The organism is Nocardia altamirensis NBRC 108246, assembly GCF_001612685.1.
In the GTDB taxonomy this organism is placed as follows: domain Bacteria; phylum Actinomycetota; class Actinomycetes; order Mycobacteriales; family Mycobacteriaceae; genus Nocardia; species Nocardia altamirensis.
Genome location: NZ_BDAY01000055.1, coordinates 52,840 through 78,874, shown reverse-complemented (window position 1 = coordinate 78,874; position 26,035 = coordinate 52,840). Strand labels below are relative to the sequence as shown.

Genomic DNA, 26,035 nt, shown 5'->3' with positions numbered 1-26,035 from the left:
CGGGTCGAAGGCCCCCGGAGGCGTCGGCTGGGACTTCGACACTGGCCCTAGGGCCCGGGTCGACGTTTCGGTCGGATGCGTCCCAGGGCCCCGGCCCTAGGGTCGGTCGAACCGCAAGGCCCCTGAGTTCGTACCTATAGATATGGACGCCGGCACACCCGCGCCCGGCATTGGCGAGCCGAGGCACCCTCGACTCTTCTTGCTGCACGCGGCGGCCGCAGGCCTCGACTTCGACAGGTACTTCCGCTGGCGCCGAGCCAGGGAGGGCGATCCGTTCTTCGTCCGCTTCCCCAACTTCGGCACCGGGCTGTTCACCGGGACCGCCGAAGGCGCCCGCGAGCTGTTCCGTGCACCGGCCGACGGGGTCGAGCCACCACGGCCGAATCCGATCGAACCGCTGGTCGGCAGCGCGTCGCTGATCCTGACGGCAGGCGAACGGCATCGCCGCGACCGCGCAGTGCTCGCGCCCGCCTTCCACGGCACACGGATTCGCGAGTACGGCGCCATCATCCGGGAATCCACGCTGCAGGAGCTGGCGGGCGGCGCCGAGGGGCAGGTGTGGCGGCCAGGCGCCCGCATCGACTCGCGGGCGGCGGCGCGGGCGATCACGCTGCGGGTGATCCTCGAGGCCGTGTTCGGGGCGTCCAGCCGACAGCGGCAAGCCGAATACCTCAGTGCCGTAGCGGAATTCCTGTCCACCTTCTCCGGGCCGCTGATGCTGCTTCCGGTGTTGCGCCACGGGATGTTCGGCCGGGCACCGTGGGATCGGTTCGTCGCGGCACGCGAGCGGCTGGATCGGCTCATCCGCGCCGACATCGCACGCAGGCGCGGCGGGGACTCCTCCGACGACATCCTCGGTCTGCTGCTGCAGACCGAGGACACCGACCGCACCGATGACGAGCTGTGCGAACAACTCCGGACGCTGGTCGTCGCCGGGCACGAGACCACCGCGACCACGTTGGTCTGGGCGCTGTACCACGTGCATCGCGACCCGGCCACGCTGGAACGGCTGCGCATCGAGTTGCAGGAAGCAGGGCCCGACGCCGATCCGCTCGACCTGGCACGGCTGCCCTATCTCGATGCGGTGTGTCAGGAAACCCTGCGCCTGCACCCGCCGGTGCCGATCGTGCTGCGCAGGCTGACCGAGCCGTTCGTGCTGCGCGGGGTCGAGCTGGCTGCGGGGGACACGATGGGGATCGCCGTTCCGTTGCTGCATTCGGATCCGCAGGTGTGGTCGCAGCCACAGCGTTTCCAGCCGGAGCGGTTCGTCGGGCGCAAGTACCGGCCCTTCGAATTCGCACCCTTCGGTGGTGGCCATCGGCGGTGCGTCGGGGCGTCGCTGGCGGACTACGAACTGCGAATCACGTTGGCTACCATTCTCAGCCGGGTACGCCTGCGCCTCACCCCGCGATACGCGAACGGCCGTACGCCAATCTCGGTGCCGCACAACATAGCAACCGGTCCGCATCACTCGATTCCGTTCGACGTGGTGAGTGATTTACATCACCAAGATGTTTGATGATCCCAGCATCGCGGCGGACCAGCACGCTTCGGCGGCGAACCGGACACGCCGACGTGACCGGTAACTTTCACGAAGTCGGCCCATGCGTGCCGGGTTATGTGACGGCTACCACACCGTGCGGTCTGCTCGAATCACTATGAAACGCAACTGGCTTCGAGCCGCACCGGGACGGTAGGAAGGACAGCAGGGTCGGGCCGTCAATACCCGTGGTGCCACTGTGTCGGCGCCACGCCGAATGAGAGATCTCCTCACGCGCGCGCAAGGTGCGGGTGGGCGAGGGATGGAATGGACGAGAAACCTATGCATGCCGCTTCGCACACCGGGTCGCTACCTGCTCACCAGCGGAGAGCGCAGCTAACCCGCAGGATGCGGGCGGGCGCCCTGTTGTCCGCGACGATCGCGGCGGCGAGTGTCCTGCTCGTCGCGCCTGCCACCGCCGACCCCATCCCCGGGCTCGGCACCGGATCGGCAGGCTCGGCCCCCGCGCCCGGTCCGCAGCAGCCGAACTTCGCACCACCCTCGATCAGCATCGCCGACGGCGAGGTCGTCGGGGTGGCCCAGCCGATCATCATCAACTTCAAAGACCCGGTCACCGACCACGCGACCGCCGAGAAGTTCATCAAGGTCACCTCCTCCAAGAACGCGCCGGGCCACTTCACCTGGCGCGGCGACAAGCAGGTGCGCTGGCGGCCGAACGACTTCTGGCCGGACAACACCGACGTGCAGGTGCAGGCGGGCGACACGCGAAGCGCCTTCCGGATCGGCGATGCGTTCGTCAGCACCGCCGACGACACCACCCACACCATCACGATCACCCGCAACGGTGAGGTGGTGAAGACGATGCCGACCTCGATGGGCAAGCCCAAGCACGAGACCCCGAACGGCATCTACATCGTCGGCGAACAGCTGCGCAAGATGATCATGGATTCGTCCACCTACGGCGTTCCGATCACCGACCCAGAGGGCTACAAACTCGAGGTCGAGTACGCGACCCGCATCTCCAACAGCGGCATCTTCGTGCACGCCGCCCCGTGGTCGGTCGGCCAGCAGGGCAAGTCCAACTCCAGCCACGGCTGCTTGAACGTGAGCACCGAGAACGCCAAGTGGTTCATGGAGAACTCGCGCAAGGGTGACCCGGTCGTCGTGGCGAACACCAACGGCGGGACGCTGAGCGCCAGTGATGGTCTCGGCGACTGGAACTGACATCGCCTGACCGATAGCACAACCGAATAATCCGACGCTGTGGCGCGGGACCTGAGGCAAAGGTCCCGCGCCACAGCTGTTTTCGGGCGAGCTATCGAGCGGCAACGAAACGCGTTCTTCGCGTGAAGCTGCTGGCAGATCGCCCCGTGAACCGATGCACAACCTCTCCGCACTAAATGATCAATTTTCACAAAGTTGCTGTTCGGTATGTCTGGCTTTGATTCACTATCCCGGTGCTCCGAGTGTTCAGCGTTACGGCGGTTGGTGTTAACCGACTGTTTGCTCCAGTCCGTAGAGTGCGCGACGTGCGAGCCAAGCCGGAGCGAGTTCTCCCCCCACCGCGCGGACGCGGATTGCGCAACCGGCCCTGGCAGGACTACGCCCTGTTCCTGGTGCTCGTCGTCCCGAACCTCGCGCTGCTGACGCTGTTCGTTTACCGGCCGCTGGTCGACAACATCCGGCTCTCGTTCACCGACTGGAACATCTCCGACCCGCTGGTCACCTTCATCGGATTCGACAACTACACCGAATGGTGGGGTCGCACCGATTCCTGGGAAATCGTCACCAACACCGTGGTTTTCACGCTCGCCGCCGTGGTCGGCAGCATGGTCCTCGGCCTGGCGCTCGCCATGCTGCTCGACCGGAAACTGTTCGGCCGCAATGTGGTCCGCTCGGCCATCTTCGCGCCGTTCGTGATCTCCGGCGCTGCCATCGGCGTTGCCTTCCAGTTCATCTTCGATCCGAGCTTCGGCCTTGTCCAAGATCTGCTGCACCGCCTCGGCGTCGACAAGGCGCCCGACTTCTACCAGAACCCGAACTGGGCGCTGTTCATGGTGACGGTGACCTACATCTGGAAGAACCTCGGCTACAGCTTCGTCATCTATCTGGCGGCGCTGCAAGGAGTTCGGGCCGAGCTGATGGAGGCGGCCGAGATGGACGGCGCCTCGCGCTGGACCACCTTCACCAAGGTGCTGCTGCCGCAGCTGCGACCGACCACGTTCTTCCTGTCGATCACGGTGCTGCTGAATTCGCTGCAGGTCTTCGACATCATCAACGTGATGACCCGCGGCGGGCCGCTCGGCACCGGCACCACGACGATGGTCTACCAGGTCTATCAGGAATCCTTCGTCAACTTCCGCGCCGGCTACGGCGCGACCGTGGCCACCATCATGTTCCTGGTGCTGCTGGTCGTCACGCTGATACAGGTGCGCGTCATGGATCGGAACGAACAGTGAGCATCGAAACACCCGCCGCAGTGCGGGTTCGGCCGTTGTCCTACCAGCAACGGCAACGCGCGGTGACGGTGCTCGGCTACGCGGCCATGGTGTGTGTGCTGATCATCGTCGGCGTTCCGCTGTTCTGGATCGTCATCACCTCGTTCAAGGAACGCCCCGACATCTACGTGCAGCCCGCGGTGTACTGGCCGCACAGCTGGCGCCCGGAGAACTACGCCGACGCCACCACCAAACTGCCGTTCTGGACCTTCCTGACCAACTCGCTGATCGTCACCGGAGTCGTCTCCGCGGTGAAGTTCGTGCTCGGCGTGTTCAGCGCCTACGGGCTCGTCTTCCTGCGGTTCCCCGGCAAGTCGGTGATCTTCCTGGTGATCATCGCGGCACTGATGGTGCCCAACCAGATCACCGTCATCTCCAACTACGCGCTGATCGCCCAGCTCGGCTGGCGAAACACCCTGCAGGGCATCATCGTTCCGCTCTGCGGCGTCGCGTTCGGCACCTTCCTGATGCGCAACCACTTCCTGTCGCTGCCCTCGGAGGTCATCGAGGCCGCGCGCATGGACGGCGCCAACTGGTGGCGGCTGCTGACCAGGGTGGTGCTGCCGATGTCCGGGCCGACCATGGTCGCGTTCGCGGTGGTCACGCTGGTCAACGAATGGAACGAATACCTGTGGCCGTTCCTGATGGCCGACGGACCCGAGGTCGCCACGCTGCCGGTCGGCCTCACCCTCTTGCAGAACACCGAGAATCCGAGCGTCACCAACTGGGGACCCGTGATGGCAGGCACGTTGCTCACGATGCTGCCGATCCTCGTGGTGTTCCTTGTGCTGCAACGTCACATGATCAAAGGCCTCACCTCCGGTGCGGTCAAGGGTTAGGAGAAACCAGTGTCCCCATCCAAGTTCCCCGGATTGTCGCGGCGCGGATTCATCGGTCTGGCAGGCGCGGCGACCGCGGGTGCGGTGCTCACCGCGTGTGCGGGCGGCGGCGGTGGCGCCAAGCAGGGCGGCGACGCCAAGACCATCAACTTCTGGTCCAACCACCCTGGCGCTTCGAAGGATTTCGAAACCGAGCTGATCAAGCGCTTCCAGGAGAAGTACCCCGACCTGAAGGTCAACCTGATCGACGCGGGCAAGAACTACGAGGAGGTGTCGCAGAAGTTCAACGCGGCGCTCTCCGGTGGTGAGCTGCCCGATGTCATTGTGCTGTCGGATGTCTGGTGGTTCAACTACGCGCTCAACGGCACCATCGAGCCGCTCGACGCGCACTTCGGCGGGGCAGGCGTGCAGCTCGACGACTACGTCGACTCGCTCGCCGCCGACTACCTGTTCAACGGCAAGCACTACGCACTGCCGTACTCGCGGTCGACGCCGCTGTTCTACTACAACAAGGACGTCTGGGCGAAAGCCGGTCTGCCGGACCGTGGTCCGAACAGCTGGCAGGAATTCGACGAGTGGGGCCCGAAGATCCAGTCGGTCGTCGGCGAGGGCAAGCTCGCGCACGGCTGGGGCGACGCCAAGAACTACCTCGCTTGGACGTTCCAGGGTCCCAACTGGACCTTCGGTGGTGCGTACTCCGACAAGTGGGCGCTGAAGTTCAACGACCCGGCCACCATCGCGTCCGCGCAGTTCTTCCGCGACTCGATCCACACCAAGAAGTACGCGGGCATCAAGCCGCAGATCGCCGTCGACTTCGGTGCAGGCGTGATCGCCTCCACCATCGCCTCCACCGGTGACCTCAAGGGGATCACGCAGAATGCGGAAGGCAAGCTGCAGTTCGGCACCGCGTTCCTGCCGCACCCGAACGGGCCGGGCGTCACCACCGGCGGCGCGGGCCTCGCGATCCCGGCGCGCATCTCCGACGAGCGGAAGATGAACGCGCTCAAGTTCATCGAGTTCATCACCAACCCGACCAACACCGCGTACTTCTCGCAGAACACCGGGTACATGCCGGTGCGCAAGTCCGCGGTCAGCGATCCGAGCGAGCAGGACTTCCTGGCGAAGAACCCGAGGGCGAAGGTCGCCATCGACCAGTTGGCCGTGACCAAGTCGCAGGACTACGCCCGGGTGTTCGTGCCGGGCGGCGACCAGCTGATCGGCACCGCGCTCGAGCAGATCGGCCTGCAGAACCAGGACCCGGCAACGGTTTTCGCCGGCCTCACCGGGCAGCTGCAAGCCATCATCGACCGGCAGATCACGCCGAAGCTGCCCAAGTAGCACCCGTATCGGTGGCGGCCACCCAGGTGGCCGCCACCTCTGGTTCACACGAGGAGACCGACGCCCATGGCCACAGTGCAGTTCGACGGGGTGACGCACCTGTACCCCGGCGCGCCGACGCCCGCGGTCGACAGCCTGGAGATCGACATCGCCGACGGGGAATTCATCGTTCTCGTCGGTCCATCGGGCTGTGGGAAGTCGACCAGTCTGCGCATGCTTGCCGGGCTCGAATCGGTGGAGGCCGGTCGAATCCTCATCGGCGGCAAGGACGTCACCGGTCTGCCGCCGCGGGCAAGGGACGTGGCGATGGTGTTCCAGAGCTATGCGCTGTACCCGAACATGACCGTCGCGGAGAACATGGGCTTCGCGCTGCGCAACGCGGGAATGAGCAAGGCCGACACCCTGATTCGGGTGCAGGAGGCGGCCAAGATGCTCGAGCTCGAACCGCTGCTCGACCGGAAACCGGCGAAACTGTCCGGCGGCCAACGCCAACGCGTCGCCATGGGCCGCGCCATCGTCCGCAGGCCGCAGGTCTTCTGCATGGACGAGCCGCTGTCCAACCTCGACGCCAAACTCCGCGTCAGCACCCGCTCCCAAATCGCCGCGCTGCAAAAGCGACTCGGCACCACCACGGTCTACGTCACCCACGACCAGGTCGAGGCCATGACCATGGGCGACCGGGTCGCCGTTCTGCTCGACGGCAAGCTCCAGCAGATCGCCGCGCCACGGGACCTGTACGACAACCCGGTCAACACCTTCGTCGCAGGCTTCATCGGCTCACCGGGCATGAACCTGCTCGACGCCCCGGTCCGCGACGGCGCCGCCGTGCTGGACGACCTGCGAATCCCGTTGCCGCCCACCGCGAAAACCGGCAGCAGGGTCACCGTCGGCATCCGCCCGGAATCCTGGGACGTCACCACCGAACAGGACGGCCTGACCGTCGCCGCCGAACTCCTCGAAGAGCTCGGCGCCGAATCCTTCGTCTACAGCCACGGTGTCGCCGAAGACTGGAACAGCCAGTCCGGCAAGGTAGTAGCGCGCGTCGACCGCCGCTTCCAAGTCGCCCTCGGCGACCGCCTCCGCCTCACCCCCAAACTCGAAGAGATCTTCTTCTTCGACGCCACCACCGGCCTCCGCCTCCGCTGAATCACCACAGCCGTAGCGAACGCGGCGAGCCGGGGCATTACCCGAACGGTAATGCCCTCGGCCTGCGTGGATTACCAGATTTTGACGCGTTCGGCGGGGGCCAGGTACAGGGCGTCGCCTTCCTTTACGTCGAACGCTTCGTGGAAGCTGTCGATGTTGCGGACGACGGCGTTGCAGCGGAACTCCGGCGGCGAGTGCGGGTCGACGGCGAGGCGGCGGACGGCCTCCTCGGTGCGGGCCTTGGTGCGCCAGACCTGGGCCCAGCCGTAGAAGACGCGCTGCAGGCCGGTGAGGCCGTCGATGACCGGAGCCTCGGCGCCGTCGAGGGAGATCTGGTAGGCCTGCAGGGCGATGGAAAGGCCGCCGAGGTCGCCGATGTTCTCGCCGATGGTGAATTCACCGTTGACGGTGTGCTCGTCGGAGAGGTCCTTGGGCGAAAGCACGTCGTACTGGTCGATCAAAGCCTTTGTCCGCTTGCCGAATTCGGTGCGATCGTCGTCGGTCCACCAGTCGATCATGTTGCCGTCGCCGTCGTACTTGGCGCCCTGATCGTCGAAACCGTGGCCGATTTCGTGGCCGATCACCGCGCCGATACCGCCGTAATTGGCGGCGTCGTCGGCATTCATGTCGAAGAACGGCGGCTGCAGAATCGCGGCGGGGAAGACGATTTCGTTCATGCCGGGGTTGTAGTAGGCATTCACGGTCTGCGGTGTCATGAACCATTCGCCGCGATCGACCGGACCGCCGAGCTTGTTCAGGTCGCGATCGTGATCGGCGGCGTAACCGCTGCGGAAGTTGCCGACGAGATCGGCCGGATCGATGACCACGTCCGAGTAGTCGCGCCAGGTGTCCGGGTAGCCGATCTTCGGGGTGAACTTCTCCAGCTTGGCCAGCGCGGCCGCCCTGGTGTCCGGCCCCATCCAATCCAGCTGAGCGATGTTGCGGCGGTAGGCCTCCTGCAGGTTGGCGACCAGCTCCACCATCCTGGCCTTGGCCTCCGGCGGGAAGTGTTGCGCAACATACAGTTTGCCGACCGCCTCGCCGAGCAGATCCTGCACGAGACCGACACCGCGCTTCCAGCGCTCCCGGTTCTCCTGCGCGCCGGTCAGCGTGCGCCCGTAGAAGCCGAAGCTCTCCTCGACGAACGCGTCGGTGAGATATTGTGCGCGCGAACGGAACACCCGCCATGCGGCCCAGGCCTGCCAGTCCGCCTGCGACGCCGCCGACCACACCTCGGCGAAAGTGGTCAGGTAGTCCGGCTGCCGGACAACGACCTCGGCGAAGACCTCGGGACCTGACTTCTCGGTGCCTTCGGCGAGACCCGACGTCCATGCCGCCCAATCGAACTCGGGATGCGCGGCGACCAGCGCGTCGAACGTGGTCAGGTTGTAGCTGCGTTCAGCGTCCCTGCGGCGCACCACATCCCAGTGCCCGGCGGCCAGCTTGCGCTCGAGCTCGAACACCCGCTGCCCGACCGTGTCCAGATCGGCGGGGAGCACCGCGGCGACCCTGGAATCGGCGGCGGCCAAGGCGAATACACGGCCGATGTGCGCGATGTACTCGGTGCGAATGTCGGCGTATTCGTCCTGGCGGTAATACGACTCGTCGGGCAGACCGATGCCGGACTGGGTGGCATGCGCCAGGTAGCGGCTGGAGTCCTTGTCATCTGTGTCGACATACACCCCGACGGCCCCGCCGACGCCCGTGCGCTGCAGTCTGCCGAGCAGCCCGGCGAACGCGCTGCGGTCGGCGACCTCGTGAATCGCGGCGAGCTCGCCTGCGATCGGCGTGAGACCCGCCGCCGCGACGGCGTCGGTGTCCATGAAGCTGGTGTAGAGGTCGCCGATCTTGCGGGCATCGGTGCCGGGTGCCGCAGACTCGGCGGACGCGTTCTGGATGATCGCTTGGACGTCCAACTCCGCCTGGTCGTACAGGGTGCGGAAGGCGCCGTCCACCGCGCGGTCGGCCGGAATCTCGTAGTCGTCCAGCCATGCGCCGTTGACATGCGCGAACAGGTCGTCCTGTACCCGTACGCCCTGGTCGAGATAGGTCAGATCGATACCGGAAGGACTGGTCAGCTCGGAAGTCACGCTCTCCAGTATGCCCACGGACGACAAGTGCCCGACGGAGTCGGCATAGGGATGGCAGCCTGAGCGGCCGGGGTCTGTGCAGCGGCGGGAAAGTAGGCCCCCGGCCGCGAAACGGCCGGGGGGATAAGCGGTGGGGTCGGTCAGACAGTCAGTGCGAGGCGATCGAACTCGCCGTCGTGCACGCCGAGCAGGAAGGCATCCCACTCCTGCGGGGTGTAATCGAGAACAGTGGTGCCGTGCCGCAATGTGGTGCTGCCGTCGGCGGCGGTGTGCGCGATCAACGCACCGCTCGTTCGGCTGCGCGCCCGCAGCGTGTCGAGGAACGCATTCCATTCGTGCGCGGAGATGGTGACGATGGGCTCTTCGGCGGGGTGGTTGGCCGGATTGCGGCGGTATTTGCTGTCTCTGATGAGCACCGCGTCGCCCTCGAAGCGAACCTCGACACATTGATTGCCGTTGTTCGACCGAGTCGACGTGAACCAATCAGTGAAAACCGACCGGGGGGTTGCGGTGGTGGCCATGGGCTGGATTTTACACGCGCGCATAGGCCCTGATCAGGCTCGATGACTCGTCACAGTCCAGCGATTGCTCTTGTGCGCGAACGTAAGCGAAGCTCAGATCGCGCACCAGATCGGGGTCGTCGACCGCGCCACCGAACACCGCGCTCTCCGCCCAGCCGAAGGTCGGCAGGCGCGCACCGGCGAAGTCGATGAGGTGAAAACTGGACCCGCCGAGCACCGCGCCCGCGGGCGCGGCGAACGGGATGACCCGCACCTCGACGGTGTCGAGTTCGTCGATCAGGTCGGCCAGATGGGTGAGTTGCTCGCGCAGCACCTCGCCGCCCCCGGTTTGCTGCCGCAGCGTGCCCTCGCCGAGCACCGCGGTCAGCTCCACCGGCTCGGCGCCGCGCAGCCGCTGCTGCCTGCGCATCCTGATGGCGACCAGCTGCTCGACCTGCACCGGGCGGATCATCACATCGGCGCTGATCAACGCGCGGGCATAGTCTTCGGTCTGCAGCAGCCCAGGCACGATCAGACTGTCGTAGCTGCGAATGCTCTGCGCGCCGGATTCCATGCCGTACAGCCGCTGCAGTTCGGGGCCGATCAGCGCGGACGACTTGGTCCACCAGCCGCGTTCCTTGCTCGCGTCGAGCAGCGCGAGCAGTTCCTCGCGTTCCTCGGCCCCCACCTCGAGCAGCTCGAGTACCGGGCCGATGGTGTTGGTGGTGAGCACGCGCCTGCCCTTTTCCACGTGCGACCAGTTGGCCGGGGTGAAACCGACCCGCTTGGCGAATCCCGCCGAATCGAAGCCGCGTTGCTCGCGCAGCTCCCGCAGCCGCAACACCAGTTCCCAGCGGGCAACAGTAGGCGAGACGGGTGCCATGACAGGCGATCGTACGCGCCGCCGACTCACCGGCGTGTGACTATTGTCAAGCAGGTAGCACCGCACTATGGTCTGGTCTCAGCGGTCGATTCTCCCCACTTCACGCGATCCACCCGCATCGAGGCGAGGTTCGTCATGAGTATTCCCCGCACTGAGCCAGGCAGTCTGCCGGCAACCACGGACTTCACGGCGATTCAGGACGCCATCGCCCGCTGCCGCTGCTATCGCAAGGAACACGGCCTCTACGGCATCGTCGATCCCGCGCTCGGCCGAATCATGTTGGAGATCGGCGCGGTCGGTGCGGTCGTGATGCCCGCCGCCCTCGGCAAACAAGTGCGTGCGCGACTCATCGCCACCCCGCCCGAGCAGCGGCCTGGCCCGATCATCGCGCACCCGCGCTCGGACCGGTGGACCTTCCTGACCGGCCCGACCGACAACTCGTATCTGGACACCGAACTCTTCGCCGACCTGTTCCGGGTCTGCGCCGCGGTCGCGCTGCCAGGCAGCAGCATCGTGCTGCCGTCGCCGACCGACGAGAACACCGGCTATCGCAGCTGGATTGCCGCGCCCGAGAGCGACTTTCGCCGCGACCTCGGCGATGTTCTCGCCGCAACGAGGGCCTGCGCGGCGATCAAGGAGTAGGGCGTGGCGTCAGCGTGATGCTGAAGCGATCCTCGATGTTCTGGTTCCAGTCCCGCTCGCACTGCTCGATCTTCGACTGGTCGTTGCCCGCGTTGTTCAGGCAGTCGACGAGATCCTTGCCGCCGGTTTTGACGAAGAAGCTGTAGCCGACGATGGTGAACACGATCGCGGCGATCAGGCCGAGCGCGCCGAGGACCAAACCGGTGATCGCCATGCCCTTGCCGCCCGAACGCACCGCCGCGATGAGGCCGAAGATGATCGCGAGCACACCGAAGAGGTAGCCGCCGACCAGCGTCCAGCAACTCAGCACGGCAAGGATGCCGAGGACAAGGGCGGTGATCGCCAGACCTTTACCCTTCGGCGACTCCTGCCAGGCGGGCTGCCCGCCGGGATAACCGCCCTGCGGCGGATACCCGGGCGGCGGGTACTGACCGGGGGGCGGGGGCGGATACTGCGACATGGACTTCCTCTCCGTCAGTGCCTCGCACTGCGCCTCCGGACGAACGAGCCCGGAGGGAGTGCGCGGGGATCGCCTACTGATCGCATGCACTACCGGCGGATGTTAATGCCCCTCCTGCTATTGAGCACCGAGCCGCGCGTGCATCTCCCACACCAGAATTTCCGAGGGCCTGCGCGCGATGACCCGCTGGCCGCCGGTCCTGGTCAGCCGGACCGCGTCGCCCTCGTCCAGGGTGCCGACGCCCTCCATCTCCACCTCGCCGCGGGCGACGAAAACGTGCAGGTACGGTGCGTCGGGCAGATCGATCGCCTGCTCGGGATCGCCGGACATGCGGGCAACGTGGAAGGCCGCGTGGCTGCTGTTGATCGCGATGGCGGTGCGATCGCGGTAGCGCGGCAGGCCTGCGGCCACCGTCACCAGGCCGCCTGCCGCCAAGCTGTCGTCGATCTCCAGCTGTTGATAGCCGGGGGTCAGACCGGGCTCGTCCGGGACCACCCACATCTGCACGAAATGCACCGGCTCCGCGTGCTCGGTGCCGCCGAGCCGCCACGAGTCGTTCTTCTCCGAATGCAGGATGCCGGTGCCCGCGCTCATCCGCTGCGCCAGCCCTGGGTAGATCACGCCGCTGTGGCCGAGCGAGTCCTGGTGCACCAGGCTGCCGCCGAGCACCCATGTCACGATCTCCATGTCCCGGTGCGGATGGGTATCGAAGCCCTGACCGGGGGAAACGACATCATCGTTGTTGACGAGCAGCAATCCGTGGTGGGTGTTGTCGGGGTCGTAGTGCTCGCCGAACGAGAACGAATGCTTGGAATCCAGCCACGAAATCCGCGTCTTCATGCGGTCGCCGGCTCGATGGACGTCGATGTGTGGGGTCGTGAGTGTGGACATCATGGTCCTCCTCTCGGGCCGTGCACCGATCACCTTTCAGGGTAGGAGCACTTCCGTGGCGGTACTCCATATTCCTAGTAAATTGTCCTGCACTCGGTATTTTACGCGAGCGACCAGTGGGTGAACGTCAGGCGAGCAGAACCAACCGGTACGTCGACCCGGCGCACGACCTCGGCGGTGACCACCGCGCTGTCCACTGCCGAATCGGCACCGGATTCGTAACATGATGTGCGGCAACGAAACCGGAGGTGACGAACGAATGCGACCCGAAGCGCTCGACCGCATCGAGCGACAGCTCCGCAGCGAAGCACGCCGGGACGGCATCGCCCATTTCGTCGTCGGCGTCGCGGTTTTCCGCGACCGCAAACTTCTGGTGGTCCGCCGCGTCCCCGACGATTACCACGGCGGCATGTACGAACTACCCGGCGGCGGAGTCGAATCCGATGAAACGTTCGCCGAGTGCGTGGCCAGGGAACTGTACGAGGAAACCGGCCTCCGGGTCCGCACCATCACCGACTTTCTCGGCGGCTTCGACTACGCCACCAGAACCAAGTCGAGGGTCCGCAAATACAGCTTCATGGTCGACGTCGAACCCGGCGAGGTCGCGCTGGCGCCCGGCGAGCACGACGCGTTCGCATGGATCGACGCCGACATCCTCGACGAACTGCCGATGGCGCCGGACATGCGCGAGGCGGTCAGCGCGCTGGTCACCGACGCGCACTGATTCGGCACCGCGTCGCGGAAGCAACTAACCTCACGGCGTGTCCACTGGTCGCTCCGAGAGCCCGATCCCCGCGGACGAGCGGCCGGTGCCGTTGCGCAATGCGCTGCGCGAAAGTCCGGGTGTGTTGCGGCTGGCCGTCGTGCGGTTCGCCGGCCAATTCGGCGACGGCATGTTCCAGGCGGCGCTGTCCGGGGCGATCCTGTTCAATCCGGAGCGGCAGACCGATCCGCTGGCCATCGCGGCCGGATTCGCGGTGTTGCTGCTGCCGTACTCGGTGATCGGGCCGTACGCAGGGGCACTGTTGGATCGCTGGGATCGGCGCACGGTGCTGCTCGTCGCGAACGTGCTGCGTGCGGTGTTGATCGGGGTGGTGTGCGCGGGGCTGCTCGCCGGGATCGGGGAGACGCCGCTGCTGCTTCTCGCGCTGGCCGTGGTCGGGATCAGCCGGTTCGTGCTGTCGGGCGTGTCGGCGGCGCTGCCGAAGGTGCTCGCCCAGGAATGGCTGGTGCCGATGAACTCGGTGCTCGCCACGGTGGCCTCCGGCTGTGCCGGGCTCGGCGCGGCCACCTCGGTGGCGGTGATCGGGCTGGTCGGGGCAGGCGACTTCGGGTCGGCGGTGGCGGTCGCGATCAGCGGCGTCGGGTCGGTGGTGAGCGCGCTGTTGGCGGCCGGGTTCGCGCCGAGGGTGCTCGGGCCGGAGCCGTCGGAGGTCCAAGCGAACGAGAGCACGGTGCGTGCCATCGCCACCGGCTTGCGCACGGGCGCGACGGCGGTGTGGGAATCGGCGCACGTCACCACGGCGATGCTCGGCATCGGTGCGCATCGAATCGTGTTCGGCACCAACACCTTGATCATGGTGCTTGTGCTGCGGCAGGCGCCGACCGACGGGTCGGGGTTGAGCAACGGACTGCTCGGCTTCGGGGTGGCGATCGCCGCCGCCGCCTCGGGCATGCTGGTGGCGGCCGTGGTCGCGCCGTTCCTGATTCCGCGGCTCGGGCGGCCGCGCACGGTGGTGCTCGGGCTGGTGACCGCGACGGTGGTGCAGTTGACGCTGGTCACGCCGATCGCGCTGGCCCACGCCGGATCGGCGGTGCCGCGTGCACACCAGCTGCTGCTGGTCGGGGCGTTCCTGTTCGGGCTTGCCGGGCAGACGATCAAATTGACCGGCGACGCGACCATGCAGATCGACATCGACGACGCGCGCCGCGGACAGGTGTTCGCACTGCAGGACACGGTCTTCAACATCGCCTTCATCGTCGCGATTGCCGCTGCGGCACTGGTCATCCCGGATGACGGACGGTCGCTGGCCGTCGTGCTGGCCGGCGCCGTGATCTATTGCGTCGGCATCGCCGCGATCGTCGTCAACATGCGCGGACGCGGTGTCCTCACCCGCGGACGCAGCATCATCGCGCGCCGCCGCTGAGTCGACATCCGCAGGTCGGAAGGTGTGGATCAGGCGGTGATCGGACGGTCGTCGATATCGCGTCCTGCGCGGTTCATCCAGTGCGCCAAGAGGTATTCGGGCAGGTCTGTGTGTTTGCCCGGCGACGGGTCGGACATCGAGGCGGGGTCGTCGGGCTCCTGCAGTTGATCGTCGGCACTGCCGGGCTGGTCGAGTAGTCGATCCGGCTCCGGGGCAAGGGCTTCGGGTGGGGGCGCGTGCTCGGTGGCCGCGGCGTGGTCGGCGCGCACGATCCAGTTCAGGGGTTCGCTGAAGGCGTCGGCCGAGGTGCCGGTGATGTGGTGGTTCCAGGTGCCGTTACCGCTGGGGTCGGTATAGAAATGATCGAGGACGTTGTCGTCGTCCAGATCCAGGGCTGCCACGTCGGCGAGACCGACACCTCCGGTATCCCAGAGGGCGTCGTCGACGAGACCGTCGCCATCGAAGTCGAGCTGCACCGCGTCGGGCGCCCCCGATCCGGTCAGATTCAGATCCGCCTCGCTGGTCCAGACGTGCACCGTGCCGTCACCCGTGCCGAACACGTACTCGATCTCGTCCATGTGAGATTGGACGCACGCCAGCGCAGTTCGGTTCCCCTTCGCGCGGCATTCCGTGCCGACAGCGCCGACGACGCGAGGTCCCTCATTCGTTCTCGCTGGTCAGGTACGTTGTTGTCGCCTCGCCCCGAATCGAAAGGGAGTCAACGCGACATGGCTTTTCCAGTGCGACACGCGGTGCGAAAGCTACTACCCGGGTGGGGAACCCGGTCGTGTCCGTTGGCCGGGATCGCCGAGTAGCCCCCTGTCCGTGCCGCGTCGATCCGGAGTCACCGCGCCCTTGGCACCGATGCTGGTCGGTGCACTACTGCTCATCCTGCCCGTCCCACCCGCGCAGGCCGGTCCGCTCCCGTGGGCGCCCGCGCCGGTGAACAGTTGCGGCGAAATCGGTTTCGACCCGCGCGACCGGACACCCGATCCGGCACTGCCACCGCCGCCTCCGGTGACGCTGCCCGAACAACTCGACATCCCGGTGCCGATTCCCGAACTCACCCACGTCCCGGTGCCCGACCCGCCGCGGCACGAAACGCGGATCGATCCGCCGCGGTTGCCGCTCGACCCATGCCACACCCCGTGCCCCGAGGTCCGCGACATCGCGAAACCTGCGGCGGCGGATGCCGATCCACGCCGACTCCCCGAGAACGGCGCCGGAGCGCAACCGAGTTCCCCTGCGCCGCTTGCCCTGCCGCGGATCGCGATCAAACCGGAGATCGAACCCATCCCGATCCCGGTGCCTGGCGACGCCGCTGAAGCGGCGCCGCCTGCACCGCCCACCGTGGTGCACCCGATCGAGCCGGGTCCGCGCGTCGCAGCGGTCGCCGCGCCGCGCGTCGCAACCACCGAACTGGTCGGCCAGGTGACCGGGCACGGCTCGCAGAATCGCACCGACCTGCGCTGGCAGGTGGACGGCACCGACCTCGGCGTGATGTGGGAAACCAAGCCCGGTGAGATCGCCATGGTCTTCGGCGACACCTTCGGGAAGGGTTGGCAGGCGGGCGGGATGGGCAGCGACGACCAGGACTGGCGCAGCAACGTGCTCGGCTACAGCACCGATCGCGAACTGTCCGACGGGCTTTCGCTGGACACCATGGTGCAGGACAGCAGCTGCCACGCCGCCGAGATCCTGAGCAGCCGGAAGATCAAGAACTGGGAAACCACCACCATCCCGACCTCGGGATTCGCCCTCGGCGACCGCCAGTACCTGAGCTACATGTCGGTGAAACGATGGGAACGCATCCCCGGCATGTGGTGGAACAACTACGGCGGCCTCGCCTACTCCGACGACAACGGGCGCACCTGGACCAAGGACCAGCATGCCAAGTGGGACAACCTCTTCGGGGTCGGCCGATTCCAGGTGGCCGCAATGGTGCCGCAGGGGGAGTACGTCTATATGTTCGGCACGCCCAACGGCCGGATCGGCGTGATCGGGCTGGCCAGGGTGCCGAAAGGTCACGTGCTCAACAAGTCGGCCTATCAATACTGGGTGGGTGGCAGCTGGGCGCCGGCGGCGGAAAACCAGGCCACCCCCTTGGTTCTCGGTCTGGCCAGCGAGATCTCGGTGCGGTACGACCACGAGAGCGATCGGTGGCAGCTGGTGTATCTCGATCCAGGCCGTGGCGAGATCGTGCTGCGCACTGCGGCGAGCCCGCAGGGCGAGTGGACCGAGCCGGTGCCGTTGCTCTCCACCAGCGACTACCCGAAGTCCTATGGTGGGTTCATCCATCCGTGGTCGACCAGCAAGGATCTGTACTACACCCTGTCGGCCTGGGACAGCTACAACGTGTATCTCATGCACACCGAGCTGGATTCGCCGAACTGAGCCGGTTCAGGATCGATCGGCGTCGACGAACCGGACGAAGCCGCCCGCGTGGATCAGGGCGGGCGGATCCCGGTCCACATCCCACATCGTCAGCTCCGTCCTGCCGATGAGATGCCAGCCGCCTGGCGTGCCGCGCGGATACACCGCTGTGTAGCCACCGGCCAGGGCGACCGCGCCCGCGGGAATCGTGGTGCGCGACTGCGGCCTTCGCGGCACGGTCAATCGGTCGTCCGGGGAAGCCAGGTAGCCGAAGCCGGGGGCGAATCCGACGAACGCACACCGCCACACCGTGCCGGTGTGCGTCGCGACGACGTCGGCGGCACTCATCCCGAGCAGCCCGGCGACCTCCGCGAGATCGGCGCCGTCGTAGTGGACCGGAATGACGAGCGGGTCGTCCGGAGAATCGTTGTCCGACAATGTTCCACGGGAAACACTGCCCGAATTCGCCACTGCCGCAGACTCTTGCACCGCGGGCAGCAGCGTCACGAGTGCGCGGCGCACCGATTCCGCGTGCTCGGCCGAAAGTAGCGTGACGAGCACGGTTTCCGCCGCAGGCAGCACGTCTTCCACGCCGCCAAGCGGGTGCGCCCGCATGGCGTCGACCAGCTCGGCGACTTCCGCTCGCCCCAATGGCGTCACCAGCAGTGCGCGATCACCTGCCGCCCGGATCAACCGATCCGGGTCGGCTTTCTCGGACCCCTCGGTCACCGCGACAGACTCACTACTCAACAGAACGGTGCGACCGGCACCCCGGCCTCGTCCAAGCTGCTGCGGATGCGCCGCGCCATCTCGACCGCGGCCGGAGTATCGCCGTGCACGCAGATGCTCGCAGCCTGCACCGCTACCTCGCCCGATCCGTCGACCGCCCGCGCCTTGCCCGAGACGGCGATCGAAACCGCCTGCGCGACAGCCTCGTCGGTGTGCAGCACCGCGCCGGGCAGGCCGCGCGCGGCGAGGGTGCCGCTCGGCGTATAGGCACGGTCGGCGAAACCCTCACCGACGAACCGCACGGCGGCGGCCTCGGCCGCGTGTGCCAACTCGCTCCCGGCAGGGCCGAGCAGCGCCAGGCTCGGGTCGTACTCGGCAAGCGCGGCCAGCACCGCGTCCGCGAACCTGCGCTCACGCGACGCCGAATGGTAGAGCGCACCATGGGGTTTCACATAGCGAACCCGATCGCCCGCCGCCTTGGCGAACGCGTCGAGACTGCCGATCTGATACAGCACCTCATCACGCAGTTCGGCCGGATCCATCACGATGTCGCGGCGGCCGAAGCCGGCCAGGTCCCGGTAGCCGACATGCGCCCCGATCCGCACGCCCTTCTCGACGGCAAGCGCGCAGGCCCTGCGCATGATCGAGGGGTCACCAGCGTGGAACCCGCAGGCGATGTTGGCGCTCGTGACGATGTCGAGCATCGCCGCGTCGTCGCCCATCGTCCACGGACCGAAGCCCTCGCCGAGATCGCTGTTCAGATCCAGCGGCATATGCACCCTTCCGTGGAGTTGTATCGGAGACAGACTCCTGATTCTGGTTCCGACGACCTTCCACAAGCAAGAATGCCCGATACGTAGCGAAGTATCCGCAGCTCACCGGCAAACATCCGCCCCGGTTCACCCCGGTATGCGATGGCCGGAGATCCGGCGACCTGGGTCACAGCGCGATGGTCGAGGCCGGTGTCGGCAAGTACGCTCGGACCAATCATGGCCACGTATTTCGATCCGAAGTCCTGGTCGCCGTTGCGGGCCGTCGATCTCGGCAAGCGCCTTTTCGACCAGTCCTGGCTGGAGCAGTGGATCTCGGTCACCACCTCCTGGGTCGATCCGGTCGCCGATCTCGGCGCTGGTGCCGCAACGGCGCTGGTGCCTGACGTCCTGATGACCGTGCTCAGCGAAGGCATTCTCAGCCGCTTCGGCGGGCAGGAAGTCACCGCCACCCTGCTCGGGCACGACCTGCACGCCACCCTGCAGGTGCTCAAGGTGCGCAGGCGCGGCGCCCACTTCCAGACCAAGACGGTGCTGTCCAGGCTGCGCTGGGACGATCACCCGATCGAGGCCGTCACCGTGATCGCGCACGGCGTCCGGCTGATCCCCGGCATGCCGACGAAGGTGCGGACCACCCAGCTCGACCTCGACGGCACGGTGACCACCGCGGCGCTCGTCGGGTGGCTCAACACCCAGCCGCTGGACTGGGCACTCAGCATCGATGCGAGTGGACTCATCCGGGCCGAACACCGGCGGCGACTGCTGACCGCTCTCGTCGACGCCTCCGTGACGGACAACCAGGTCACCGTCCACCTGCACCGAGTCAGCTGGTTGGGGCTGCGGATGCCGCGGCGGATGATCCGCACACCCGCGCTGCTGCTGGAACAGCTGCCGAATCAGGCGCGCATCGTGCACGCCACCCGCGACGGCGACCTGGTGCGCTTCCGGGTGGAGCTGCCCGAGATCACCGGGTCGTTCGATCTGGCGCAGATCCGCTCCGCGATCGTCACCGGGACCAGGCTGATCGTCTTCTGAGCCTGCTAAGCACACCGGGGCCTGCGGCGGTTGGCGTCGACGGGGTGGGTCGGCAGGAGGCGACAGGGTGGATCAGCTCTGCGTTTTCCACCACTCCAGCAGCGCCGCCTCCGCCTCCTCACGACTCATCGGGCCGCGGTCGAGCCGCAGCTCCTTGAGGAACCGCCACGCCTTGCCGATCTCGGGTCCCGCAGGCAGACCGAGCAACTCCATGATCGCGTTGCCGTCCAGGTCGGGGCGGACCTTGGCCAGATCCTCCTGCTCGCGCAGCCGCGCGATCCGGGTTTCCAGCTCGTCATAGGTGGCGCGCAACGCGGCCGCCCGCCGCTTGTTGCGGGTCGTGCAGTCGGCACGGACCAGCTTGTGCAGGCGGGGAAGCAGTTCGTCGGCGTCGGTGACATAGCGGCGGACCGCGGAGTCAGTCCACTGACCCTTGCCGTAACCGTGAAAACGCAAGTGCAGGAACACCAGCCGGGCCACGTCCTCGGTGAACTGCTTCGGGTATTTCAGCGCCCGCATCCGCTTGCGCACCATCTTCGCCCCGACCACCTCGTGGTGGTGGAAGCTGACGCCGCCGCCCGGCTCGTTGCGTTTGGTGTCCGGCTTGCCGATGTCGTGCAGCAGCGCGGCCCAGCGCAGTACCAGGTCGGGGTCGCCCTCTTCCTGGTCGATGGCCTGCTCGAGCACGGTCAGCGAATGCCAGTAGACGTCCTTGTGCTGGTGATGCTCGTCGATCTCCAGCTTCATCGCGGGCACCTCGGGCAGCACCCGCTGGGCCAGCCCGGTCTCGCACATGATGTTGATGCCGTCGATCGGATGCAAGCCGCCGATCAGCTTGTCCAGCTCCACCCGGATCCGCTCGGCGGTGATCCGATCGATCTGGTCGGCCATCGCGGTGATCGCCGCGCGCACCCTCGGGTGCAGCTCGAAGCCGAGCTGGGCGACGAACCGGGCGGCGCGCAACATCCGCAGCGGGTCGTCGTTGAACGAATCCTCCGGCGCCGCAGGGGTATCGAGCACGCCTTCGAGCAGCGCGGCCATCCCGTCGAGCGGATCGACGAACTCGAGCTCGCCGCAGGCGCCGATGCGCACCGCCATCGCGTTGACCGTGAAGTCGCGGCGCACCAGGTCGTCGGCGAGATTGTCGCCGAAGGTGACCTCGGGATTGCGGGAGACCCGATCGTAGTTGTCGCTGCGGAAGGTGGTGATCTCCAGCTGCTGCCCCGCCTTCGACCCGCTGACCGTGCCGAACGCCAAACCGCCTGTATCCCACAGATGATCGGCCCACCCGCGCAGCAACTCCTGCACCTGCTCAGGGCGCGCGTCGGTGGTGAAATCCAGGTCCGTGCCGAGCCGTCCGAGCACCGCGTCCCGCACACTGCCGCCGACCAGATACAACTCGAACCCGCGCGCCGCGAACAGCTCACCGAGCGGCTCGACCACATCGGACAGCCTGCCCAACGTCACCGCCGCCGCAGCCAGCAATCGGGTACGTCTATCCAGCTCTGCGTCCTCGGACTTGGGCGAAACCACGAATCAGCAGCTTACCGAGCCCACCCAACCCATTTCCCAGCGCACACAACAGGCGACAACTTTCTGCCGACGCTGTCCACCACGCGAGTCCTTACAAGCACGTCCGCGGCCACCTCAGCGGCAACAGTAATCCAGCGCACACAGCCGGTTGTGACGTTGCCCTGCCAACGCAATCACCACGCGCGAGTTCTGCGAGCGCCGTTCGCGGCCGCGGCCACGCGGCCAATTATCAGCACAGTAGGATTGCTTGGTGTCTCCGGCCGATCGTGCGAACAGTCGACGCCGCCAGCCTCGGCGCCGCGGTTCGACCGCCAACGCGGCGAAACCGCGCATGCGCACGGTGCGGGAAACCTCAGCCGGCGGGCTGGTCGTGGACGGCTTGGACGGTCCGCGGGAGCAGCGAAGCGCGGCACTGATCGGGCGAACGGATCGGCGTGGGCGGCTGTTGTGGTCGCTGCCGAAGGGCCATATCGAAGAGGGTGAGACGGCCGAGCAAACCGCGATCCGTGAGGTGGCGGAGGAGACCGGCATCAGCGGCGTCGTGGTGGCAGAGCTCGGCAGCATCGATTACTGGTTCGTCACCGACGGCCGGCGGGTACACAAAACCGTGCATCACTATCTGTTGCGTTTCGCCGGCGGCGAATTGTCCGACGCCGACGTGGAAGTCACCCAGGTGGCGTGGGTCCCGTTGAGCGAGTTGAATTCCCGACTGGCATACGCGGACGAGCGGCGCCTGGCCGAAGTGGCCAACAAACTGATCGACCGGATGGAGACCGGCAAGCGATGACCCAAACTTCTCGGCATCGCGCAGCGATTCCGCGGGGGGTGGTAGCCGGGCGATGGGTTGGCCCGCGCCCTCAGCGACGGGACCGGCGGTGGCAGCGGAGCATACTGTCCCGCGTCATTGCCGTGGCCATGATCGCCCTCGGCACGGCGGCGACCGTGCCGACGGTGCTCGCGCCCGCCGCGACTGCGCAGTCCGACGGGGCCAAGAAGTTCGTGAAGCTGACGCTGGATTCGGTGACACCGACGGCGGTGACGACGACCAGCGATCCGGTGCTGACGGTGGCGGGCACGCTCACCAATATCGGCGATCGCGTGGTGGAGAACATCCGGGTCCGGATGCAGCGCGCGGCCGCGATCACCACGCCGAGCAACCTGCGCGCGACGCTGCAGCTCGAAGAGAACAGCTACGACCTGCAGGCGCCGTTCCAGGCCATCGCGACCGAACTGAAACCGTTCGAGCGCAAGCAGTTCAGTATGCGCATCCCGCTGCGCCAGGGCAGTGGGTCGAGTACCTCGCTGGCCATCAACGAACCCGGCGTGTACCCGCTGTTGTTGAACGTGAACGGGAAGCCCGACTATGGCGTCGAGTCCAGGCTCGACGATGCCCGGTTCCTGTTGCCGGTGCTCGGCCTGCCGCCGACGTCGAACTCCGCGGACGCCAGCGCCGCGGTACCCATGCCCGCGGGCGCACCGGTGCCGACGACACTGCTGTGGCCGCTGGCCGACCGACCACGCGTGGTGGCCGGCGTCGCTGGCTCGGTGGACGGCAAGATCGAACTCACCGACGACGAGCTGGCCAAGCAACTCGACAAGGGTGGCCGCCTCGACGAACTCCTCGGGGCAGTGGAGACCGTGGTCGGCCCGGCGCCGGGCCGCGACCGGACCCTCGCCTCCTCGGTGTGTCTCGCGATCGACCCCGACCTGCTGCTCACGGCGCAGGCGATGACCAAGGGCTATCGCGTGCTGGCCAGCCCGTCCGATCCTGGCGGCGCGATCAGGGACGGCACCGGTGGCGCGCAGGCGAAGAGTTGGCTGGACCGATTGCGCACCCTCGCCGCATCAATGTGCACCGTGGCGTTGCCGTTCGGACAGGTCGACCTCGATGCGCTGGCGGCCGTGAACGACCCCGACTTGTCGGCGAGGGCGATCAACGCACCGGCAGAGCTCATCGATACGATCCTGACCACCAAGTCGGTGCGCGGGGTGAGCCTGCCGGATTCGGGCAGCATCGACGGCGGCGCGGGAACGTTGTTGCGCAGCCATGGTTTGAGCACTGCCGTGCTTGCCGACACCGCGGTCGCCGAGGAGGGCAAGGCGGGCACGTCCGAAGCGGTGCGGCCGACCTCGACCACCAGGGGCCGGGCCCAGACCACGGTGAACCAGATCTCGCAGAGCGAGCCCGCGGCCCCACCCGTGGTCAGGCTGCCCGCGATCACCGCGGCCGCACCACCGCCTGCCGAGCCGGTGCCGCCCGCGAATCCGGTTCCGCCGAACGGGAATCCGCCTGCCGACCCGGCGCTGCATGCGGCGACATTCGACATCTGGTCGGCGACCGCACTGGCCGCGGTCGGCTCGAACCCGCCGACCCCCTCGTTCACCCCGGCCAAGGTGCGCTACGACGTCACCATTGATTCCCGCACCGCCCGTTTACAGGACGCACTCGGCGCAATGTCGTGGTCGGCGCTCAATCCGCAGCCCGACCAGCCGCGCTCGCTACTGCTCGTCCCACCGCAGCAGTGGAGCGCCAACCGGGACGAGGCGACCACCCTGTTACGCCAGCTGGAGCTGCTGGTGCGCAGCAATCTGGCCGCGCCGCGCCCGTTCAAGGAGCTGATCGAGCAGCCGCCGGACCCGCAGCCGTACGAACTGGACTACCTGCCGCAGGCCGCCAAAGACGCGGTCCCCGACCGGTTTTTCGATCCGGTGCGCGACCAGGCCAGGCGGATCAGTGAGCTGATGCGCGCACTGATCGACGTGCCGGAAGCCCAGCTCAAGCCGGGCCAGTTCCTGAATCCCTTGCGCGACGATCTGATCCGGACGCTGAGCCTGTCCGATCGGCGGGCAGGCGACGCGTCGCAGGCGAACACCTTCGCGCAGCGCAGGATCGACCAGTCCACTCGGACGTTGGACAAGATCTATCACTCGGTGACAGTGCTGCCGCCGGGCGGCGTGTACACCCTCGCATCCGAACAGAGCCCGCTGCTGCTGGTCGCGCAGAACGATCTGCCGGTGTCCGTCCAGGTCAGGATCAAGATCGAGGTGCCTGCGGCGGTGAAGATCGAAGACCTCGGCGTGCAAGACCTGCCGCCGAAAGGCAAGCGCTCGTTCCAGATTCCGACCGAGGTGCGCGACAGCGAAACCTTCATCATTCCGATCTCGCTTACCACACCCGATGGCATCCCGCTGGGTAATGCCACGCAGGTATCGGTGCGTTCCAACGCCTATGGTCAGGTCTTGGCAATAATTACGGCATGTGCCGGAGTGCTGCTGTTCCTGCTGGCCGGACGCCGCCTGTGGCGCCGGTTCCGCGGGCAGCCCGACCCGGCCGACGAGGGGTTCGATCCGAACACCCGGCGGCGGGTCAACCGGTACCGGCGCGCCAAGAAGCGGGTCATCGAACAGCAGGAGCAGCAGGAGGCACAGTGAGGCATGGTCGACCGGCGCCCCGCGCCGCGTGCCGAACTCACTGCGAAGTTGCTCACCCGGAGACCCGCCACGGCGACCAGATTTGGACGTCCGGCAAACCACAGTGGCAGAGTGGAGGACAATCGCGGAGTGCCCGCATCCGCGCGCGTGCGGTGTGGGTGAAGGGCAGTACCAGGAGGAACGGTGAGCGGATCAGCCATGACGTCGCTTGCCGGACCGACCGATACGGCCTGTCCCGCGCGGCGCGGGAGGGCGCGATGACCGACGATCGCGCGGCGCTGAGCGTGGCCGAGCGGGTGCGGGCGTCCCGCACGACACTGGAGGCGTGATGAGCGACGATGACGCATCGCCGCACCGGCCTCGCCCCGGCGATCGACCACCGGCCCGGCGCGCGCCCGTCGCGCCGTGGGAACGATTACCACCTCAGGCGGAAGCGGACGAGTTCGAGCCCGAGCCCGATCCGCACGAGGCGCCCCCGCCGCGCACCCCACATGTGAGTAGGCCATCGGCCCCGCCACAGCCGTGGCCAGGTCAGCGCATGCCGCCGGGACCGCCACAGCGACCGCCGGGTCCACCGCAACGGCCTGCACCAGCGCCACATCCAGGCCAACGGCAATATCCGGCAACCCCGCAGGGACCAGGGCAGCAACAGCGGCCGGTGCCGCCTGGCCAGCGCCCCGGGCCACCACCTCCCGGTCAGCCGGGTGGAAGCCCGACCGGTTCGCCGCACCCGACACCGGGTCAGTCCGGTGGGCTCCCCGCCAGTTCGCCACGTCCAGCACCGGGTCAGTCGGGTGGGATCCCCACAAGCTCACCACGTCCAGCACCAGGGCAGTCCGGTGGAATTCCGACCAGTTCGCCGCGTCCGGCACCGGGTCAGTCCGGACAGCTACCTGCGAGCGCACCGCGCCAAGCGCCGGGCGCACCACGTCAAGCGCCCGGTCAGCCGAACGCGCCGCGTCCGGCACCCGGGCAGTCGGGTGGCATCCCGACCAGCGCACCGCGCCAAGCGCCCGACCAGTCCGGAGCGCTACCAACCAGCACACCGCGCCGAGCGCCGGGCCAGCACAGTCCGCCACGCCCTGCCTCGGGTCCGGCCGGCGCGCCGTACCCGGCTGCGGGCCAACCCATCGCGCCGCGTCCGGTGCCCAACCAGTCCAGGCCCGCGCCAGGACAATCCGACCCGGTTCCGACCAGCGCACCTCGGCCGGGCCAGTCAGGCCCCATC

24 protein-coding genes are annotated in these 26,035 nt (G+C 67.3%); 14 read left to right on the top strand and 10 right to left on the bottom strand.

From position 1 onward, the window contains the following. Positions 1–142: 142 nt before the first annotated feature. From NA11_RS27840 to NA11_RS27815, 6 genes are all read left to right on the top strand, one after another. Positions 143–1,519, top strand: a complete 1,377-nt coding sequence (locus NA11_RS27840) for a cytochrome P450 (RefSeq protein ID WP_069164975.1) — start codon at positions 143–145, stop codon at positions 1,517–1,519. A 369-nt stretch (positions 1,520–1,888) separates the two neighbouring features. Beyond that, entirely contained in the window at positions 1,889–2,725 is an 837-nt protein-coding gene (locus tag NA11_RS27835; RefSeq protein WP_069164974.1) for a L,D-transpeptidase, read from the top strand. Between the two features lie 305 nt (positions 2,726–3,030). Further along, on the top strand, positions 3,031–3,960 hold the full coding sequence (locus tag NA11_RS27830) for a carbohydrate ABC transporter permease (protein WP_069164990.1): 930 nt from the start codon (positions 3,031–3,033) through the stop codon (positions 3,958–3,960). 86 nt (positions 3,961–4,046) lie between these two features. Then, a complete protein-coding gene (locus tag NA11_RS27825) occupies positions 4,047–4,838 on the top strand; it encodes a carbohydrate ABC transporter permease (RefSeq protein WP_245746227.1) in 792 nt (263 codons plus the stop codon). A gap of 9 nt (positions 4,839–4,847) precedes the next feature. Beyond that, positions 4,848–6,176 carry an ABC transporter substrate-binding protein gene (locus NA11_RS27820; RefSeq protein WP_084655126.1) on the top strand — a complete coding sequence of 443 codons (1,329 nt, stop codon included), beginning with the start codon at positions 4,848–4,850 and terminating at the stop codon, positions 6,174–6,176. A 66-nt stretch (positions 6,177–6,242) separates the two neighbouring features. Next, positions 6,243–7,322: an ABC transporter ATP-binding protein gene (locus NA11_RS27815; protein ID WP_069164972.1), complete on the top strand. Its 1,080-nt coding sequence runs from the start codon at positions 6,243–6,245 to the stop codon at positions 7,320–7,322. 71 nt (positions 7,323–7,393) lie between these two features. Here the strand turns inward: NA11_RS27815 and NA11_RS27810 are convergent, their stop codons facing one another. The 3 genes from NA11_RS27810 to NA11_RS27800 all read right to left on the bottom strand — a co-directional run bounded on the left by NA11_RS27810 (position 7,394) and on the right by NA11_RS27800 (position 10,795). Further along, positions 7,394–9,412 carry a M13 family metallopeptidase gene (locus NA11_RS27810; protein WP_141717882.1) on the bottom strand — a complete coding sequence of 673 codons (2,019 nt, stop codon included), beginning with the start codon at positions 9,410–9,412 and terminating at the stop codon, positions 7,394–7,396. A 140-nt stretch (positions 9,413–9,552) separates the two neighbouring features. Next, positions 9,553–9,933: a DUF397 domain-containing protein gene (locus NA11_RS27805; RefSeq protein ID WP_069164971.1), complete on the bottom strand. Its 381-nt coding sequence runs from the start codon at positions 9,931–9,933 to the stop codon at positions 9,553–9,555. Between the two features lie 10 nt (positions 9,934–9,943). After that, a complete protein-coding gene (locus NA11_RS27800) occupies positions 9,944–10,795 on the bottom strand; it encodes a Scr1 family TA system antitoxin-like transcriptional regulator (protein ID WP_069164970.1) in 852 nt (283 codons plus the stop codon). 135 nt (positions 10,796–10,930) lie between these two features. Between NA11_RS27800 and NA11_RS27795 the strand changes: the two genes are divergently transcribed. Continuing rightward, positions 10,931–11,437 (top strand): hypothetical protein, encoded by a 507-nt coding sequence (locus tag NA11_RS27795; protein ID WP_069164969.1) that lies wholly within the window; start codon positions 10,931–10,933, stop codon positions 11,435–11,437. Here the strand turns inward: NA11_RS27795 and NA11_RS27790 are convergent. Both NA11_RS27790 and NA11_RS27785 read right to left on the bottom strand, forming a co-directional pair. Then, positions 11,427–11,897 carry a DUF4190 domain-containing protein gene (locus NA11_RS27790; protein ID WP_069164968.1) on the bottom strand — a complete coding sequence of 157 codons (471 nt, stop codon included), beginning with the start codon at positions 11,895–11,897 and terminating at the stop codon, positions 11,427–11,429. The genes NA11_RS27795 and NA11_RS27790 overlap by 11 nt on opposite strands. A 117-nt stretch (positions 11,898–12,014) precedes the next feature. Further along, complete coding sequence (locus NA11_RS27785; protein WP_069164987.1) at positions 12,015–12,788, bottom strand: pirin family protein; 774 nt, start codon at positions 12,786–12,788, stop codon at positions 12,015–12,017. Between the two features lie 259 nt (positions 12,789–13,047). Between NA11_RS27785 and NA11_RS27780 the strand changes: the two genes are divergently transcribed. Together NA11_RS27780 and NA11_RS27775 are read left to right on the top strand one after the other, a co-directional pair. After that, positions 13,048–13,512, top strand: coding sequence for an NUDIX hydrolase (locus NA11_RS27780; protein WP_069164986.1), 465 nt, complete (start codon positions 13,048–13,050; stop codon positions 13,510–13,512). A 64-nt stretch (positions 13,513–13,576) separates the two neighbouring features. Next, positions 13,577–14,935: an MFS transporter gene (locus tag NA11_RS27775; protein WP_069164985.1), complete on the top strand. Its 1,359-nt coding sequence runs from the start codon at positions 13,577–13,579 to the stop codon at positions 14,933–14,935. 29 nt (positions 14,936–14,964) lie between these two features. Here NA11_RS27775 and NA11_RS27770 read toward each other — a convergent pair whose 3' ends face one another. Beyond that, a complete protein-coding gene (locus tag NA11_RS27770; RefSeq protein WP_069164967.1) occupies positions 14,965–15,513 on the bottom strand; it encodes a hypothetical protein in 549 nt (182 codons plus the stop codon). A gap of 286 nt (positions 15,514–15,799) precedes the next feature. On the opposite strand from NA11_RS27770, the gene NA11_RS27765 reads away from it, so the two are divergent. Further along, the gene (locus NA11_RS27765) at positions 15,800–17,329 is read left to right on the top strand and encodes a glycoside hydrolase family 183 protein (protein ID WP_069164966.1); all 1,530 of its coding nucleotides are present in this window, start codon (positions 15,800–15,802) and stop codon (positions 17,327–17,329) included. Between the two features lie 6 nt (positions 17,330–17,335). Here NA11_RS27765 and NA11_RS27760 read toward each other — a convergent pair whose 3' ends face one another. Together NA11_RS27760 and NA11_RS27755 are read right to left on the bottom strand one after the other, a co-directional pair. After that, a complete protein-coding gene (locus tag NA11_RS27760; protein WP_084655125.1) occupies positions 17,336–18,037 on the bottom strand; it encodes a 5-oxoprolinase subunit B family protein in 702 nt (233 codons plus the stop codon). A gap of 17 nt (positions 18,038–18,054) precedes the next feature. After that, positions 18,055–18,810, bottom strand: coding sequence for a LamB/YcsF family protein (locus NA11_RS27755; protein WP_069164965.1), 756 nt, complete (start codon positions 18,808–18,810; stop codon positions 18,055–18,057). Positions 18,811–19,026: 216 nt separating this feature from the next. Here NA11_RS27755 and NA11_RS27750 point away from each other — a divergent pair, with 216 nt between their 5' ends. Next, positions 19,027–19,842 (top strand): hypothetical protein, encoded by an 816-nt coding sequence (locus tag NA11_RS27750; protein ID WP_069164964.1) that lies wholly within the window; start codon positions 19,027–19,029, stop codon positions 19,840–19,842. A gap of 72 nt (positions 19,843–19,914) precedes the next feature. On the opposite strand, the gene NA11_RS27745 is transcribed toward NA11_RS27750, so the two are convergent. Further along, on the bottom strand, positions 19,915–21,375 hold the full coding sequence (locus NA11_RS27745; RefSeq protein WP_069164963.1) for a CCA tRNA nucleotidyltransferase: 1,461 nt from the start codon (positions 21,373–21,375) through the stop codon (positions 19,915–19,917). Between the two features lie 247 nt (positions 21,376–21,622). Here NA11_RS27745 and NA11_RS27740 point away from each other — a divergent pair, with 247 nt between their 5' ends. The 3 genes from NA11_RS27740 (at position 21,623) to NA11_RS45875 (ending at position 25,136) form a co-directional block, all read left to right on the top strand. After that, positions 21,623–22,162 (top strand): NUDIX hydrolase, encoded by a 540-nt coding sequence (locus NA11_RS27740; RefSeq protein WP_305793859.1) that lies wholly within the window; start codon positions 21,623–21,625, stop codon positions 22,160–22,162. Between the two features lie 128 nt (positions 22,163–22,290). Beyond that, positions 22,291–24,807 (top strand): DUF6049 family protein, encoded by a 2,517-nt coding sequence (locus NA11_RS27735; RefSeq protein WP_069164961.1) that lies wholly within the window; start codon positions 22,291–22,293, stop codon positions 24,805–24,807. A 158-nt stretch (positions 24,808–24,965) separates the two neighbouring features. Next, a complete protein-coding gene (locus NA11_RS45875; RefSeq protein WP_167837747.1) occupies positions 24,966–25,136 on the top strand; it encodes a hypothetical protein in 171 nt (56 codons plus the stop codon). Positions 25,137–25,749: 613 nt separating this feature from the next. On the opposite strand, the gene NA11_RS45045 is transcribed toward NA11_RS45875, so the two are convergent. Then, positions 25,750–26,034: a hypothetical protein gene (locus NA11_RS45045; RefSeq protein ID WP_141717880.1), complete on the bottom strand. Its 285-nt coding sequence runs from the start codon at positions 26,032–26,034 to the stop codon at positions 25,750–25,752. Position 26,035 lies beyond the last annotated feature (1 nt).

What these genes read in the sequence shown, in the direction of transcription:
- NA11_RS27815 (WP_069164972.1), top strand. Translation starts at nt 6,243, where the DNA reads ATGGCCACAGTGCAGTTCGACGGGGTGACGCACCTGTACCCCGGCGCG.
- NA11_RS27780 (WP_069164986.1), top strand. Translation starts at nt 13,048, where the DNA reads ATGCGACCCGAAGCGCTCGACCGCATCGAGCGACAGCTCCGCAGCGAA.
- NA11_RS27755 (WP_069164965.1), bottom strand. Translation starts at nt 18,810, where the DNA reads ATGCCGCTGGATCTGAACAGCGATCTCGGCGAGGGCTTCGGTCCGTGG.
- NA11_RS27765 (WP_069164966.1), top strand. Translation starts at nt 15,800, where the DNA reads ATGCTGGTCGGTGCACTACTGCTCATCCTGCCCGTCCCACCCGCGCAG.
- NA11_RS27800 (WP_069164970.1), bottom strand. Translation starts at nt 10,795, where the DNA reads ATGGCACCCGTCTCGCCTACTGTTGCCCGCTGGGAACTGGTGTTGCGG.
- NA11_RS27735 (WP_069164961.1), top strand. Translation starts at nt 22,291, where the DNA reads ATGATCGCCCTCGGCACGGCGGCGACCGTGCCGACGGTGCTCGCGCCC.
- NA11_RS27840 (WP_069164975.1), top strand. Translation starts at nt 143, where the DNA reads ATGGACGCCGGCACACCCGCGCCCGGCATTGGCGAGCCGAGGCACCCT.
- NA11_RS45045 (WP_141717880.1), bottom strand. Translation starts at nt 26,034, where the DNA reads ATGGGGCCTGACTGGCCCGGCCGAGGTGCGCTGGTCGGAACCGGGTCG.
- NA11_RS27790 (WP_069164968.1), bottom strand. Translation starts at nt 11,897, where the DNA reads ATGTCGCAGTATCCGCCCCCGCCCCCCGGTCAGTACCCGCCGCCCGGG.
- NA11_RS27750 (WP_069164964.1), top strand. Translation starts at nt 19,027, where the DNA reads ATGGCCACGTATTTCGATCCGAAGTCCTGGTCGCCGTTGCGGGCCGTC.
- NA11_RS27835 (WP_069164974.1), top strand. Translation starts at nt 1,889, where the DNA reads ATGCGGGCGGGCGCCCTGTTGTCCGCGACGATCGCGGCGGCGAGTGTC.
- NA11_RS27785 (WP_069164987.1), bottom strand. Translation starts at nt 12,788, where the DNA reads ATGTCCACACTCACGACCCCACACATCGACGTCCATCGAGCCGGCGAC.
- NA11_RS27795 (WP_069164969.1), top strand. Translation starts at nt 10,931, where the DNA reads ATGAGTATTCCCCGCACTGAGCCAGGCAGTCTGCCGGCAACCACGGAC.
- NA11_RS27825 (WP_245746227.1), top strand. Translation starts at nt 4,047, where the DNA reads ATGGTGTGTGTGCTGATCATCGTCGGCGTTCCGCTGTTCTGGATCGTC.
- NA11_RS27770 (WP_069164967.1), bottom strand. Translation starts at nt 15,513, where the DNA reads ATGGACGAGATCGAGTACGTGTTCGGCACGGGTGACGGCACGGTGCAC.
- NA11_RS27805 (WP_069164971.1), bottom strand. Translation starts at nt 9,933, where the DNA reads ATGGCCACCACCGCAACCCCCCGGTCGGTTTTCACTGATTGGTTCACG.